This is a genomic window from Curtobacterium sp. AC273 (assembly GCF_979253735.1).
Genome location: NZ_CEEDDU010000001.1, coordinates 152,586 through 164,772, shown reverse-complemented (window position 1 = coordinate 164,772; position 12,187 = coordinate 152,586). Strand labels below are relative to the sequence as shown.

The following is a 12,187-nucleotide window of genomic DNA, read 5'->3' as shown; positions in this document are numbered from 1 at the left end:
CGTGGTCACCGACGACCTGGATCGCGTCCTCGAGCTCGACCTGGTGGGTGAGGACCGTCGACAGCCAGCCACGGCTCTCGATCCCGAGGGTGTCGCTCGTGGACGGTCGTCGCATGTCGGCGTCGAGGAGCACGGGACACGATGCTCGTTCTGCGCGAGCAGCTCCGGCGCGAGGTTCCACGGCGGTCGACGGCTTGCCCTCGCCCGGCACGCGCACTCGTGACCACGACCGTCTGCGACCCGCCTTCGATGTTCGTGAAGGTGAGGTGCGTGCGGAGCTGCCGGAATGCCTCGGCACGCACCGAGTAGCCGTTGTCGGGTGCGATCAGCGGCGACTGCTGCATGTCCTCGTCGACCGGGATCTCCGCGAGGACGGTGGCGTCGGTGAGCGCCTGCAGCTCCTCGACGGAGCGGATCTTCGTGTCGACCGTCTGGCGGATCAGCGCTGCGGCGATCCCGATCCCGAGTCCGCCGAGGAGCCCGAGCGCGACGTTCACCGGCACGCGAGGCGTCACCGGTGCAGCAGGGACGGATGCCTTCTGGAAGACGCTGAGCTTGACGAGCGTGTCCCCGGCTTCGTCGGTGCGCTCGATGCCGCCGACGACCGAGATCATCGTCTTCGCGACGGCGTCGGCGAGCGCGGCGGCGGCGGTGCGGTCGGCCTGGGTGGCGGTGATCGCGAGGATCACGGTGTCGGCGGTCGGGGTCGCGGGCCGACCGCTGCAGTTCCGTGACGGAGTCGTCGACGTGCGCTGCCCGGGCGGCGGCCCGCAGGACACTCGGACTCGTCGCGAGCTGCGCGTACGAGGCGACCCGCGCTTCCGAGAACGTCCCGCCCTGGCTCAGGTCGTTGACGGTCGAGCTGCCGCTGACCGAGACGAACACGGACGTCTCGGCACGGTACATCGGCGTCTGCACGAGCGAGATCGCGACCGCTGCGGAGACGCCGAGCAGCGTCATGGCGGCGACCCACCATCGGCGTCGCCGGATCACGGCGAAGAACTGCGTGAGCGTCATCGTACCTCCGGGTTGTTGACGTGTGAAATATAGCGTACCATCTTTTCATATCGGTTGAGAGAGAAGCATGACGCTCCTGGGGTTGCTGGCGCTGGCCTGTGCCGGGTACGGCCTGCTCACCCGCCGACCGGTCTTCGTCGCGGTCGCCCTGGGCTTCGGCGCCGGCGTTCCGGCATCCGCCGGGGTCCTCGTCGGCGGACTGGCCGTCCCCGTCTTCACCTGCGTCGCACTGCTCGCGGTCACGGCCGTGGTCGCGGGGGCGGCCCCGGCTCCCGGGCAGCGCCGGTGGCGGGCACCCGTCGCGGTCTCGTTCCTCGTCGCGTTCGCGGTCTGGTCCGTTGCCGTCACCGGGTTGGCACCGTGGGCGTTCGACGGCATCCCGGTGCTGTTAGCCGCGCCTCGGCATCGACGAACAGGTGGGTGCACCGTCCGCGCTGGCCTACTCGATCAGCAACCTCGTGCAGCCCGCCTACCTGTGCAGCGCGCTCGTGGCCGTCGTGTTCCTGGCGCGGACCGGCACGGCGCGCACGGCCCTGGTCGTGGCTGCGTGGACGGGCATCGGCCTGAGCGTCGTCCGCTCGGTGCTCACGATGCTCGGGCTCGACGTCTTCGGCGGTGTGTTCGACACGCTCGGCGTCGACTACAGCTCGGGCGGTGACGGGCGGTGGCGCGGCGTGTTCTCGGAGCCGAGCGAGCTGGCATCGTTCGCGCTGGCCGTGGCCGCACTCGCGATCGCCGGCGCGGTGACGTCGAGCGGTCGCCGGCGGACCGTCCGCATCTGGCTGGCGGTGTTCGCGGCGGTCGCGCTGCTGGCGTCGGCATCCGGCACGGCGGTGGTCGCCAGCGGGATCGCGATCGGGACGGCCGCGCTCGTCGCCGTCGTCCGGTTCCTGCTCAACGGAGGACGCCACGTGCCGTGGTTCGTCCTCGGTGCCATCGGCATCGCGTGCGTCGTCCTGGCCGGCGGCGAGACCCTCAACGGCCCCGATCGCCGACCTCGTCCGCGACAAGCTCGGCAGCCAGTCCTTCGACTCGCGATCGGCCGCCGATGCCATCGGACTGCACGTCTTCACCGACACCTGGGGGTTCGGAGCGGGACTGGGATCGAACCGTTCGTCGTCGTTCGCGGTCTCGCTGCTCGCCACGGTCGGCGCCGCCGGCGTGGTCCTGTTCGTCCTCGCGGTGCTCGCGCTCGTGCGGGACGCTGCCCGTGCACGGGCGACGGTGCCCGCGATGGTCGGGCTCCTCGCTCTCCTCGTCGCCAAGTCGGTCGCCACCCCGGACCTGTCGACGCCGATGCTCTGGCTGCTCGTGAGCGGCTGCGTGGTGATGCGCGAGGTCACGAAGGCGCCCGGCCCGCTCGGGGAACGCGAAGTTGTCCATCACGCCTGACATGCATGTGGAGAACTCCGTGATCCGGGGGATCGTGCGGTTCGCTGAGCCGCATGCACACCACGCACGCGGCCGGCACCTTCCTCGGCGTCCAGGCACTCCGGTTCGTCGCGGCGCTGCTCGTCGTGGCGTTCCACGTGCCGACGTACGTCGCCGATCGGCTGGGCGTCGACCTGCCGGTCGTCCCGACCGGTCAGATCGGCGTCGCGGTGTTCTTCGCGATCGGCGGGTTCGTCGCGGTCCTGGTGACGAGCCGCAGCCCGACGCCGACGTGGCAGGACTTCCTGCGACGCCGCCTGGTCCGGATCGTCCCGCTCGCCTGGCTGCTCACGGCGCTGAAGCTCGGGACGGCACTGCTCGCCCCCGGTGAACTCCAACGCGCGACCCTCGACCCGGGCTACGTCGCGGCGTCGTTCCTCTTCCTGCCGGCACGCGGTGAGGACGGCATCGTGCAACCGCTCTACACGGTCGAGTGGACGCTCGTGTTCGAGTTGGCGTTCTACCTGGTCATCACGATCGCGCTGCTGTGCCGACGGTCGCCGTCCGTCGTCGCCACGGTGGCGCTCGGCGCACTCGCCGTCGCCTCGGTGTTCGACCGGACGACCACCCCGCGTGGCAGTTCTACGCCGACCCGATCGTGCTCTGCTTCCTCGCCGGCATGGTGGTGGCGCACTGGGCGGCCGACCGTCGCACGGGCACCGCGCTGGCACGGCTGGGTGCGCTCGTCGCGTTCTCCGCGGTGGTCGGTTCGCTCGGGGGCGAGCCCGTCGACCGCTGGTACTCTGCCGATCGCCGCGACGACGATCGGCGTGGTCATCGCGGCGGAACCCGCGCTGCGCCGTGTCATCGGTCCGGCGGTGGTCACCCTCGGCGACGCCTCCTACGCGCTCTACCTCACCCACCCGGTGATCGCGCCGGTCACCGTGGCTGCGGTCGGCTTCGTCGTCGACGGCGTCTCCCCCGTCACGGCCGCCCTCGTCGCGGTCGTCGCCGGCTCGGTGGCGGTCGGTGCCGCCGTCGTCGTGTGGTTCGCGGTGGACCGCCCGTTGCTCCGGACCTGAACCGCTCGCCCGGCGGACGGCGGGCTCCTGCCCGGTAGGGTCGACCCGTGCGGTGGAGTCGAGTGAACTGGCCCTCGGTGGGCTACGTGTCCCTCGAGGACTTCGAGGGACACACGGAACACCTCACCCGACTGCTCGAGGACGCTCCCCGTGGATCGCCGCCCTCGCGACCGTCCGGTGGACGGACTCGCGCATCGCCACGTGGCGCGTCGAGGCCAGCAGACGCCACGCCTCGGAGCCGAGTGACGACACCGCAGCGCTTCCCGACCACGGCGAACCCGACCCGGTGGTCCTGCACGCGCAGGTCGTGGTGCGGAACGACGAGGCTCGACACCCCGGAGGGCCTCTGGCGGCGGTGGAACCACGCACGCGTGAGCCTCCGCTTCGCCGACGCCGTACTCGACCCCGCCTCGATCGACCCCGGGTCACTGCTCGCTGGCGACGCCCACGTCCTGCGGGGCGAGGTCGAACACGCCGGTCGACGGCTGGGAGCTCCGGCTGCTGGTCTCCCCCGTCGGCGAGGTCACGATCCGCTTCACGGACGTCAGCGTCGAGGTCCGGAGCGTCGACGAGGACTCCTTCACCACGCTCGACGCGCGCCCGCCCCGCGGCTGGCACGGCCCCGTGCCGGACGGCTGGGTGGAGTGGGCCGACGAGGTGGTCCGAGGCCGCCGCGTACGGCGACCTGGGCGGCCTGCACCTGGCCGACGACGCCAGCGACGTCGACGACCTCGACCCACGGTGGGGTTCGCCCCGCTGCACGCCGCCGCCTGGTTCGACCGCCCAGAGATGCTCGAGGAACTCGTCCGCCGAGGGCGTCCTCGAGCTCCACGACGTGGACGGACGGACGCCCCTGACGCTGGCGATCGACCGCGACGCGCGACGCGCCCTCGCTGTCCTGCTCGGTGCGGGTGCGGACCTGGAGGCGCGTGACAGCGACGGCAACACCCCGATCGTCCGCGCGGCGTGGGGCGGCCACGCGGCGATCGTGCGCGCCCTCGCCGAAGCGGGTGCGGACACCAGGGCACGCGGGTCGCGCGGCGCGACGCTGCTGATCGCGGCGGTCGACTCCGGCGACGTCGACACGGTGCGGGTCGCGCTCACCCTCGACGTCGACGTGTCCGCCGCGGACGACGAGTGGATCGACCGCGACCGACCGCGCGGAACTGCTCCGCGACGGAGCCGTCGCGGAGCAGTTGACGCAGTACCGCGGGGGAGCTGAGCCCCGGCGGTGTCGAGGGCGTTCGCCCGCGCGACGCCGCCGTACCAGTGCGCGGACGGCTTCGGCGTGCGCTCGAACGTCACCGGGTCCACGACACGAGCCCGAACGTCGGACGGAAGCCCGACGCCCACTCGTAGTTGTCGAGCAGCGACCAGTGCTGGTACCCGAGGACCTCGATGCCGTCCTCGATGCAGCGGTGGATGCCCTCGAGGGCGCCCTGCGTGTACGCCTGCCGACGAGTGTCGTCCGCGGTGGCGATGCCGTTCTCGGTGATCATCAGCGGGACGCCGCCGGAGAGCTCCCACGCGCTGCGGAGTCCGTCGGCGGAGGCCTCGGGGTAGAACTCCCAGCCGGTCAGGGTCGTCTCGACGTCGTCGGCGACCGGCAGGGGCCCGTCCGGCCCGATGAAGGTCCGGGTGTAGGCCTGCACACCGAGGAAGTCGTCGCCGGCGGCGTTCTCGAGGTACCAGTCGTCGCGCGGGTACCCGTACTCGCGGAGCATCGCGTCGGCGCCGGGCTCGCCGGTCGACTTGAAGGCCTGGGTCGCGATCGTCCACCCGGACTGGAGGCCCGACACCTGTGACAGGACCTCGCGCGACCGCTTGTGGCTGGCCAGCAGGGCGTCGGCCACGCCGAGGTCCGGGTTCGGCAGCCCGTACGCCACCAGGTTCGCCGCGTCCTCGCCGCCCGCGAGCATCGCCGCGATGTTCAGTTCGTTGATCGTACACAACCCATTTCATCCCACACATTCAACCCCCTTCTAGACGTAGCGGACGCCGTCCTGCACCACGGGGAGCGCAGCCTCGGTGTACCGGGCGAACAGGTCGGCGGCGTCGGGTGCCCGCCAGAAGCCGTCGCGTTCGAACCATCGCGGCACGGTGAAGTGCATGAGCGTGACGATCGGCTCGATGCCGAACTCGTGGCAGGCGTCAACCATGCGGCGGTAGTGGTCGACCTCGGCACGGCTGACGAACCCGCGCTCCGGCTCGATGCGGGCCCACTCGATGCTGAAGCGGTACGAGTTCAGGCCGAGCTCGGCGGCGATGCGGATGTCCTCGCGGTACCGGTGGTAGCTGTCCGCGGCGTCGCCGGAGGGTTCGACGATCGTCGTGTCCGGCTCGTGCTCGTGCACCCACCAGTTCGAGTTGACGTTGTTGCCCTCGATCTGGTGGGCGGCGGTGGCGGCACCCCAGAGGAAGCCGTCGGGGAACTGCAGTGTGCTGATGATGGTGCCTTTCGGTGGGCGGACAAGAACGCGTCGAAGACCTCGACCGTCGCCTGCGGGTTCTCGACCTGGGGGCCGTGGTAGCTCGTCGGGATGACCTCGTACGAGGCCCCGGTGCGCTCGGCCATCTCGCGCTGCCACGGGATCGGCCAGGCCGCGTCCCACTCCCCGTGCGTGACGAGGACCGGCAGGCCGGTGGCGCGGAGCTCGTCGGACGCGTCGGTGTGGTCCTCGAGGATGTGCGCTCCGGCGATGACGCTGAGCGGGCTCGTCGCGTCGAAGCGATCGCGGACCATCCGGACGTCGTCGGGCAGCTCCTCGTCCGGCCGGTACGCCCAGAGCGGGTTGGTCGAGTCGAACAGCTGCCGGTTGTTCCCGCCGGTGTCGCGCATGATCGTCAGCTCGGTGACCTTGCGGTACGGCCAGCCGTACGGCCCGGAGCAGAACTGCACGACGTCGCGGAAGGAGGACGGCGAAGCGATGGCGGCCGCGCGCACGATCACGCCACCGAGCGAGTGCCCGATGAGGTGCACGGGGGCGCCGTCGTCGAGCAGTGCGGCGACCCGGACGACGTCCGCTGCCTCTTCGTCGAGCGAGTAGTCGCGCGGTTCCGTCGGTGCTGCCGAACCGGGCCTGGCCGCGGCGGCTGATCGCGACCGCGGTCCACCCGGCGTCGCGGAGGACGGGCAGGAAGGTCCGCCAGTCCTCCTTCGAGCCGGTGTAGCCGGGGACGATCAGCACCGTGCCCTTCGACGCCCCGGTCGGGACGACGCGGTAGGCGGTGAGCCGCGCCGACCGGCAGGTCGATGCCGACGACGTCGACGCCGTCCGGGGTCGGCAGGTGTCCGAACGCGGGAACGAGGGGGAATTCGTGCAGGGTGGTCACAGTCGTCCTTCCGCCAGTGCCCGCCGCGGGTTCGGCACCGCGTCGAGCAGGTCGATCGTGTACGGGTCCTGCGGGTTCTGCAGCACCTCGGCCGTGCGGCCCCGCTCCACCACGGCGCCGTCGTGCAGCACCATGATGTCGTCGGTGATGAGCCGGGCACTCAGCAGGTCGTGCGTGATGTAGAGGAGCGAGACGCCCCACTGCTCGCGGAGGTCCTCGAGCAGCGCGAGCACGCCGGCTCGCAGGGTCACGTCGAGCATCGAGACCGGCTCGTCGGCGATGATCACCTGCGGGTCGGACGCCAGCGCGCGGGCGATGACCACGCGCTGCCGCTGCCCACCGGACAACTGGTGCGGGAGCTTCTGCGCGAACTGCTCCACCGGGGTCAGGCCCACGGTGTCGAGGAGCTCGAGGACGCGACGGCGGGCGTCACGCCCCGTCAGGCCGGTGTAGTTCACGACAGGCCGGGTGAGCGTGTACTCGACCGTGTGCAGCGGGTTGAGCGCGGCGTACGGGTCCTGGAAGACCATCTGCACCTCGGACCGGAGGTCACGCAGACCGCGTCGGCCGAGTCGCGCCACGTCGAGGTCGCCGAACCGGACGGTGCCCGAGGTCGGCTTCTCGACGCCGGTGAGCATCTTCGCGATGGTCGACTTGCCCGACCCGGACTGTCCGACGAGCGCGAGGGACTGCCCGGGCTCGAGGGTGAACGACACGTCGCGCACCGCACGGACCGGGTCCTCACCGCGGCGCGGCGGGGCGTAGGTCTTCACCAGGTCGTCCACCACGATCGGGTTCTTCGCGGCGGAGCGCTCGCGGGACCCGACGGTGGCGAACGACGACGTCGTCTCCTGACGGGAGACCGAGCGCTGCGAGCGGTCCGGGAAGCCCGGCAGGCTGACCACTTCGGCGCGCGGGTCGGCGTAGTGCGACAGCAGCATCTGCGTGTACTCGTCCTGCGGGTCGCGCAGGATCGACTTCGAGTCGTTGTCCTCGACGATGCGCCCCTCGTGCATGACGAGCACGCGCTCGGTGGCCTCGAGCACGATGCCGAGGTCGTGGCTGATGAGGACTGCGGTGAACCCCTCGGTCCGCTGCAGCTCGATGATGGTGTCCATCACCGCGTGCTGCACGAGGACGTCGAGCGCCGTGGTCGGTTCGTCGAAGACCATGAGACGCGGCTCGAGCGAGAGCGCCAGGGCGATCGACACCCGCTGTCGCATGCCGCCGGAGAGCTCGCCGGGGTAGCGCGCCAGCATCGAGACGGGGAGCTTCACCTTGCCGATGAGCTCCTTCATCCGGGCGTCCCAGCGGTCACGCGGCACGTGGCCGTGGGCCTTGAAGATGTCGATGAAGTGGTTCCGGATGGTCCGCACCGGGTTCAGCGCGTTCATGCCGGACTGCAGCACCATCGCGAAGCCGCCCTGACGCTGCTGCCGCAGCGCCTCGTCGTCGAGGTCGCGGATGTCGTGCCCGGCGAAGACGATGTTGCCGCCGTTGGTGCGCGCCGGCGGCTTCTGCAGCCGGGTGAGCGCGTAGCCGAGGGTCGACTTGCCCGAGCCGGACTCGCCGACCAGGCCGACGAACTCGCCCTTCTTGAGCTGGAAGGACACGTGGTCGACGGCCTGGACGGCCGTCTGACCGGCCGATTCGTACACGACCGACAGGTCGCGGACGTCGAGCAGGACGTCACCGTCTGCAACCTGGAGGCGCGTGGCGGCGCCGTCCCGCGCCTCCAGGCCGTCTGCTGCCTGCGATCGCGAGCCGCTCATGCGGTCTTCTCCTTCTTGCGACGCGCGCCCTCGCGCAGTCGCGGGTTGGACACGGCGTCGACGCCGAAGTTGATGAGGGTCAGGCTCATCGCGAGGAGCGCGATGCAGAGGCCCGGGGCGAACAGCAGGATCCACTGGCCGGTGAGCAGCGCGTTCGAGTTCTGCGCCCAGTAGAGGATCGTGCCCCAGCTGACGATCGACGAGTCGCCGAGTCCGAGGAACTCGAGGCCCGCCTCGGCGAGGATCGCACTCGTCGCCGCACCGAAGAACGACCCGACGATGAGGCTCGTCATGTTGGGCAGGATCTCGCGGAAGACGATGCGGGTCGCGCCCTCACCGGAGAACTGTGCGGCGGTGACGAAGTCCCGACCACGGAGCGACTGCGTCTGGCTGCGCAGGACGCGAGCGCCCCACGCCCAGCCGGTCACGACGATGACCGCGATGATGACCGCGATGCCGCCGTTCTGCAGGTACGCGGCGATGACGATCATGAGCGGCAGGCCCGGGATCACGAGGAAGAGGTTCACGATGAAGCCGATGACCTCGGCGATCCAGCCGCGGACGTAGCCCCAGCTGGAGGCCGATCGCGACGGCGACGAGCGTGGACAGGATGCCGGCGACCGCGCCGACCATGACCGAGATGCGGGCGCCGTAGATGATCTGGGACAGCACGTCCTCGCCGGCGGCGGTGGTGCCCATCCAGTGCGCGCCGGTGGCGTCCTGACTCCTCGGGGAAGCCGTTCTGGCTGGCGCCGTACGGCGCGAGGAGCGGGGCTGCGATCGCGATGAGGACGAACACGGCGAGGATGATGATGCCGATCCGGGCCTTGGTGTTCGACCAGACGACGCCGAGCTGGCGGCCGATGCTGCGCCAGCGGGACGGTGTCTGCTGCTCGGGGGCGTCTTGAGTGCGTACTGCGACTGTGCTCATCGTCGTGTCCTCGAGGTCCAGGACGCCGTAGAGGACGTCCACGATGAAGTTGGCGATGAGCACCGACACGGTGATCATCAGGAAGAGGGCCTGCATGAGCGGGTAGTCCTGCCCGATCACGGCGTTGAACAGCAGGTAGCCGATGCCCGGGTAGCCGAACACCTGCTCGACCAGCACGGAACCGCCGACCACGCCACCGAGCGCCAGCCCGAAGCCGGTCAGGTTCGGCAGGATCGCGTTGCGTGCCGCGTAGCGGATCGCGACGGTGCGCCCCCCGAGGCCGTTCGCCTCGGCGAAGGTCACGTAGTCGTCGCCGAGCGTGTTGATCATCGCGTTGCGCATGCCGATGATCCAGCCGCCGAGGCTCGTCACCAGGATCGTGACGGCCGGCAGGACCGCGTGCTGCGAGGCGTCGCCGATGAACGCGCCACTCAGTCCGGGCGTCGTCGTCGCCGAGTAGGCGCCCGTGGTCGGGAACCAGTGCGCCACGTACCCGAGGAAGAACAGCAGCAGGAGCGCCGTCCAGAAGTACGGGAACGTCGACATGAACGAGCCCGACAGGGTGGGCAGCGAGTCGAGCCAGGTGCCGCGCTTCCACGCCGCCCCGACGCCGATGAGGGTGCCGAGCACGAACGCGAGGATCGTCACGACGCCGACGAGGATCAGCGTGTACGGCAGCGCCCGGGCGACGAGGTCACCGACCGGCTGCGGGTAGAACGTGTAGCTCGTCCCGAAGTCCAGCGTGATGACCTGGTGCAGGTAGCTGACGTACTGGTCCCAGAGGTTGCCGCTCGGTACACCGAGCTGCGCCTCGATGGCCTTCTTGGTGGCGTCGGTGACCGGGCCGTTCTGGCTGAGCTTCGCCAGGGCGGCGTCGGTCGGGCTGCCCGGCATGAGGCGCGGCAGCACGAAGTTCAGCGTGACCGCGGCCCAGAGGGTCAGGACGAAGAGGACGAGTTTCTGGAGGATGTACTTCACTTCTGGTCCTCTTCGGCCGTGATGATCGCCCGGCCGGCTGCGCTGTCACGGAGCCGGAGCTTCGAGAAGATCAGCAGCGGTGCCGAGTCGTAGTTCTGCGGCGCCATGTATGGGTCCTTCGCGCTCGGCCACCCGACGAACTTGCCGGTGTTGAACAGGCCCCAGAGCCCGCCGTAGTACATGCCGATCACGGGCAGGTCGTTGTAGACGACCTCCTGCAGCTGGTCGAGGATCTCCTGCTGCTCCGCCGTGTCCGTGGTGGCCTTGTACTCGTCGAGCAGCTTCTGGGTGTCGGCGTTCTTGTAGCGCTCGTAGTTGTTCACCGTCGACTTGCCGACCGGCTGGTAGAAGTCGGAGCTCAGCAGGGAGTTGAACGCCTGGAAGACGTCGCCGTTGCCCATGCCGCCCATCGCCATGTCGAACGTGCCGTTGTTGATGGCCTGCTGGTAGCCGGCGGGCTGCGGCGCACTGATCGTGACCTTGACGCCGATGGCGGTGAGGTCGCGACGGACCTCCTGCGCGGCGCGGAGCCAGTCGGAGTAGCCGTTCGCCGTGGTGATCGTGATCGACAGCTGCTTGCCGTCCTTCACGATCTTGCCGTCCTGCTCCACCCAGCCGGACTTCGCGAAGGCGGCCTTCGCGGCGGAGACGTCCTGCGTGATGACGCCCTTGTCCGGGATGTCGGGGTTCACGTACTGCTCCTGGTTCGGCAGGATCAGCCCGGTCTGCGCCGCGGCCTTCAGGTTGCCCTCGGTCGCGGTCTCGGCGATGTCGTCACGGTCGAGCGCGAGGGAGATGCCCCGGCGGACGTTGACGTCGTTGTACGGCGCCTTCGTGAGGTTCGGGATGAGGCCGATCACGCCGCCCGGTGGGAACCAGTACGTGTTCGTCTTCGATGCAGCACCCCAGGTGCCCTGCACGTCGGAGATGAAGGAGTACGCCCAGTCGTAGCCGCGCGTGACGGTGTCGAGCTGCGTGTTCGTCGCGGGCAGGATGAGGTGCTTGATGGCGATCTTGTCCGCCTGCCAGTACCGCTTGTTCTTGTCCATCGAGTACTGCTGGTCGGTGTAGTTGCCGAGCACGAACGGGCCCGTGCCGACCGGGTTCGGGTCGCGCCACGTGGTCGGGTCCTTGACCTTGCCCCAGTGCTGCTCGCCGAGGATGTACGTCTGGCCGATGATCGTCAGGCTCGGGACGTCGTCGCTCTTCAGGTGGAAGACGACGTGGTCGCCCTGCCGCTCGATCGTGTCGATGTGCTGCCAGGCACCCTTGACGTCCATGGCCGGGAACTTCTTCAGCAGGTCGAAGGTGAAGACGACGTCCTTCGCGCTGAACGCGTCGCCGTTCGACCACTCGACGCCGCTGCGGATCGTCATGTCGATCGTCTTCGCGTCGGGCTGCGACCACGAGCTCGCGAGCCACGGGTTGCGCTTGCCGTCGAGGGGGTTCACCTCGATGAGGGGCTCGTACATCCACTTCGACGCCGTGCGGGCGTTCGCGATGTACGGGTTGAAGTTGCGGTCGAACAGCGGGTTGCCGTGGTCCGCGTTGATGAGCATCGTGTCCTTGCCGATGCTCGGGTCCGGCTGGGAGCGGACCTGGATGCTGCAGCCGGTGGCCACGAGGGCCACGACCGCCATGCTGGCGATCGCCGCGATGATGCGGCTGCGCCGACCGCGGCGGGTGGCCGGGGTGCGGGTCAA

At 70.0% G+C, this 12,187-nt stretch carries 15 protein-coding genes and 2 pseudogenes; 4 read left to right on the top strand and 13 right to left on the bottom strand.

Translation table 11 applies throughout. From position 1 onward, the window contains the following. Window positions 1-5 precede the first annotated feature (5 nt). Both ACZ8AI_RS01020 and ACZ8AI_RS01015 read right to left on the bottom strand, forming a co-directional pair. Window positions 6-689: a YveK family protein gene (locus ACZ8AI_RS01020; RefSeq protein WP_464856404.1), complete on the bottom strand. Its 684-nt coding sequence runs from the start codon at window positions 687-689 to the stop codon at window positions 6-8. A 130-nt stretch (window positions 690-819) separates the two neighbouring features. Next, window positions 820-960 (bottom strand): annotated as a pseudogene (locus ACZ8AI_RS01015) (hypothetical protein); the annotation flags it as partial. Window positions 961-1,084: 124 nt separating this feature from the next. Between ACZ8AI_RS01015 and ACZ8AI_RS01010 the strand changes: the two are divergent. Beyond that, window positions 1,085-1,675, top strand: a complete 591-nt coding sequence (locus ACZ8AI_RS01010; protein WP_464855811.1) for a hypothetical protein — start codon at window positions 1,085-1,087, stop codon at window positions 1,673-1,675. Here the strand turns inward: ACZ8AI_RS01010 and ACZ8AI_RS01005 are convergent. After that, complete coding sequence (locus ACZ8AI_RS01005) at window positions 1,658-1,915, bottom strand: hypothetical protein (RefSeq protein ID WP_464855809.1); 258 nt, start codon at window positions 1,913-1,915, stop codon at window positions 1,658-1,660. The two genes, ACZ8AI_RS01010 and ACZ8AI_RS01005, sit on opposite strands and share 18 nt — an antisense overlap. A gap of 32 nt (window positions 1,916-1,947) precedes the next feature. On the opposite strand from ACZ8AI_RS01005, the gene ACZ8AI_RS01000 reads away from it, so the two are divergent. Next, window positions 1,948-2,409: a hypothetical protein gene (locus ACZ8AI_RS01000; RefSeq protein WP_464855807.1), complete on the top strand. Its 462-nt coding sequence runs from the start codon at window positions 1,948-1,950 to the stop codon at window positions 2,407-2,409. Window positions 2,410-2,462: 53 nt separating this feature from the next. Next, a complete protein-coding gene (locus tag ACZ8AI_RS00995; protein WP_464855805.1) occupies window positions 2,463-3,470 on the top strand; it encodes an acyltransferase family protein in 1,008 nt (335 codons plus the stop codon). Between the two features lie 425 nt (window positions 3,471-3,895). Here the strand turns inward: ACZ8AI_RS00995 and ACZ8AI_RS00990 are convergent, their stop codons facing one another. After that, window positions 3,896-4,054, bottom strand: a complete 159-nt coding sequence (locus ACZ8AI_RS00990; protein WP_464855803.1) for a hypothetical protein — start codon at window positions 4,052-4,054, stop codon at window positions 3,896-3,898. Beyond that, window positions 4,051-4,302, bottom strand: a complete 252-nt coding sequence (locus ACZ8AI_RS00985) for a hypothetical protein (RefSeq protein WP_464855801.1) — start codon at window positions 4,300-4,302, stop codon at window positions 4,051-4,053. Before ACZ8AI_RS00985 ends, ACZ8AI_RS00990 begins: the two co-directional genes overlap by 4 nt. A gap of 3 nt (window positions 4,303-4,305) precedes the next feature. Here ACZ8AI_RS00985 and ACZ8AI_RS00980 point away from each other — a divergent pair, with 3 nt between their 5' ends. After that, window positions 4,306-4,692 carry an ankyrin repeat domain-containing protein gene (locus ACZ8AI_RS00980; protein ID WP_464855799.1) on the top strand — a complete coding sequence of 129 codons (387 nt, stop codon included), beginning with the start codon at window positions 4,306-4,308 and terminating at the stop codon, window positions 4,690-4,692. Window positions 4,693-4,771: 79 nt separating this feature from the next. Here ACZ8AI_RS00980 and ACZ8AI_RS00975 read toward each other — a convergent pair whose 3' ends face one another. From ACZ8AI_RS00975 to ACZ8AI_RS00940, 8 genes and pseudogenes are all read right to left on the bottom strand, one after another. After that, a complete protein-coding gene (locus ACZ8AI_RS00975) occupies window positions 4,772-5,389 on the bottom strand; it encodes a family 1 glycosylhydrolase (RefSeq protein WP_464855797.1) in 618 nt (205 codons plus the stop codon). A 63-nt stretch (window positions 5,390-5,452) separates the two neighbouring features. Beyond that, entirely contained in the window at window positions 5,453-6,058 is a 606-nt protein-coding gene (locus ACZ8AI_RS00970) for a family 1 glycosylhydrolase (protein ID WP_464856356.1), read from the bottom strand. After that, window positions 6,019-6,492: pseudogene (locus tag ACZ8AI_RS00965) on the bottom strand (alpha/beta fold hydrolase); the annotation flags it as partial. The gene ACZ8AI_RS00970 and the pseudogene ACZ8AI_RS00965, both read right to left, overlap by 40 nt. Further along, window positions 6,417-6,803 carry a hypothetical protein gene (locus ACZ8AI_RS00960; RefSeq protein WP_464856402.1) on the bottom strand — a complete coding sequence of 129 codons (387 nt, stop codon included), beginning with the start codon at window positions 6,801-6,803 and terminating at the stop codon, window positions 6,417-6,419. The pseudogene ACZ8AI_RS00965 and the gene ACZ8AI_RS00960, both read right to left, overlap by 76 nt. Further along, on the bottom strand, window positions 6,800-8,575 hold the full coding sequence (locus ACZ8AI_RS00955) for an ABC transporter ATP-binding protein (protein WP_464855795.1): 1,776 nt from the start codon (window positions 8,573-8,575) through the stop codon (window positions 6,800-6,802). The genes ACZ8AI_RS00960 and ACZ8AI_RS00955 overlap by 4 nt, the downstream gene beginning before the upstream one ends. Further along, window positions 8,572-9,102, bottom strand: a complete 531-nt coding sequence (locus ACZ8AI_RS00950; RefSeq protein ID WP_464855793.1) for an ABC transporter permease — start codon at window positions 9,100-9,102, stop codon at window positions 8,572-8,574. Before ACZ8AI_RS00950 ends, ACZ8AI_RS00955 begins: the two co-directional genes overlap by 4 nt. Next, window positions 9,099-10,484, bottom strand: a complete 1,386-nt coding sequence (locus ACZ8AI_RS00945) for an ABC transporter permease (protein ID WP_464855791.1) — start codon at window positions 10,482-10,484, stop codon at window positions 9,099-9,101. Before ACZ8AI_RS00945 ends, ACZ8AI_RS00950 begins: the two co-directional genes overlap by 4 nt. Next, window positions 10,481-12,187 carry an ABC transporter substrate-binding protein gene (locus ACZ8AI_RS00940; RefSeq protein ID WP_464855789.1) on the bottom strand — a complete coding sequence of 569 codons (1,707 nt, stop codon included), beginning with the start codon at window positions 12,185-12,187 and terminating at the stop codon, window positions 10,481-10,483. The genes ACZ8AI_RS00945 and ACZ8AI_RS00940 overlap by 4 nt, the downstream gene beginning before the upstream one ends.

Excerpts from the sequence above, each read along its gene's own strand:
- ACZ8AI_RS01010 (WP_464855811.1), top strand. The coding sequence starts at position 1,085 with ATGACGCTCCTGGGGTTGCTGGCGCTGGCCTGTGCCGGGTACGGCCTG.
- ACZ8AI_RS00995 (WP_464855805.1), top strand. The coding sequence starts at position 2,463 with ATGCACACCACGCACGCGGCCGGCACCTTCCTCGGCGTCCAGGCACTC.
- ACZ8AI_RS00975 (WP_464855797.1), bottom strand. The coding sequence starts at position 5,389 with ATGCTCGCGGGCGGCGAGGACGCGGCGAACCTGGTGGCGTACGGGCTG.
- ACZ8AI_RS00955 (WP_464855795.1), bottom strand. The coding sequence starts at position 8,575 with ATGAGCGGCTCGCGATCGCAGGCAGCAGACGGCCTGGAGGCGCGGGAC.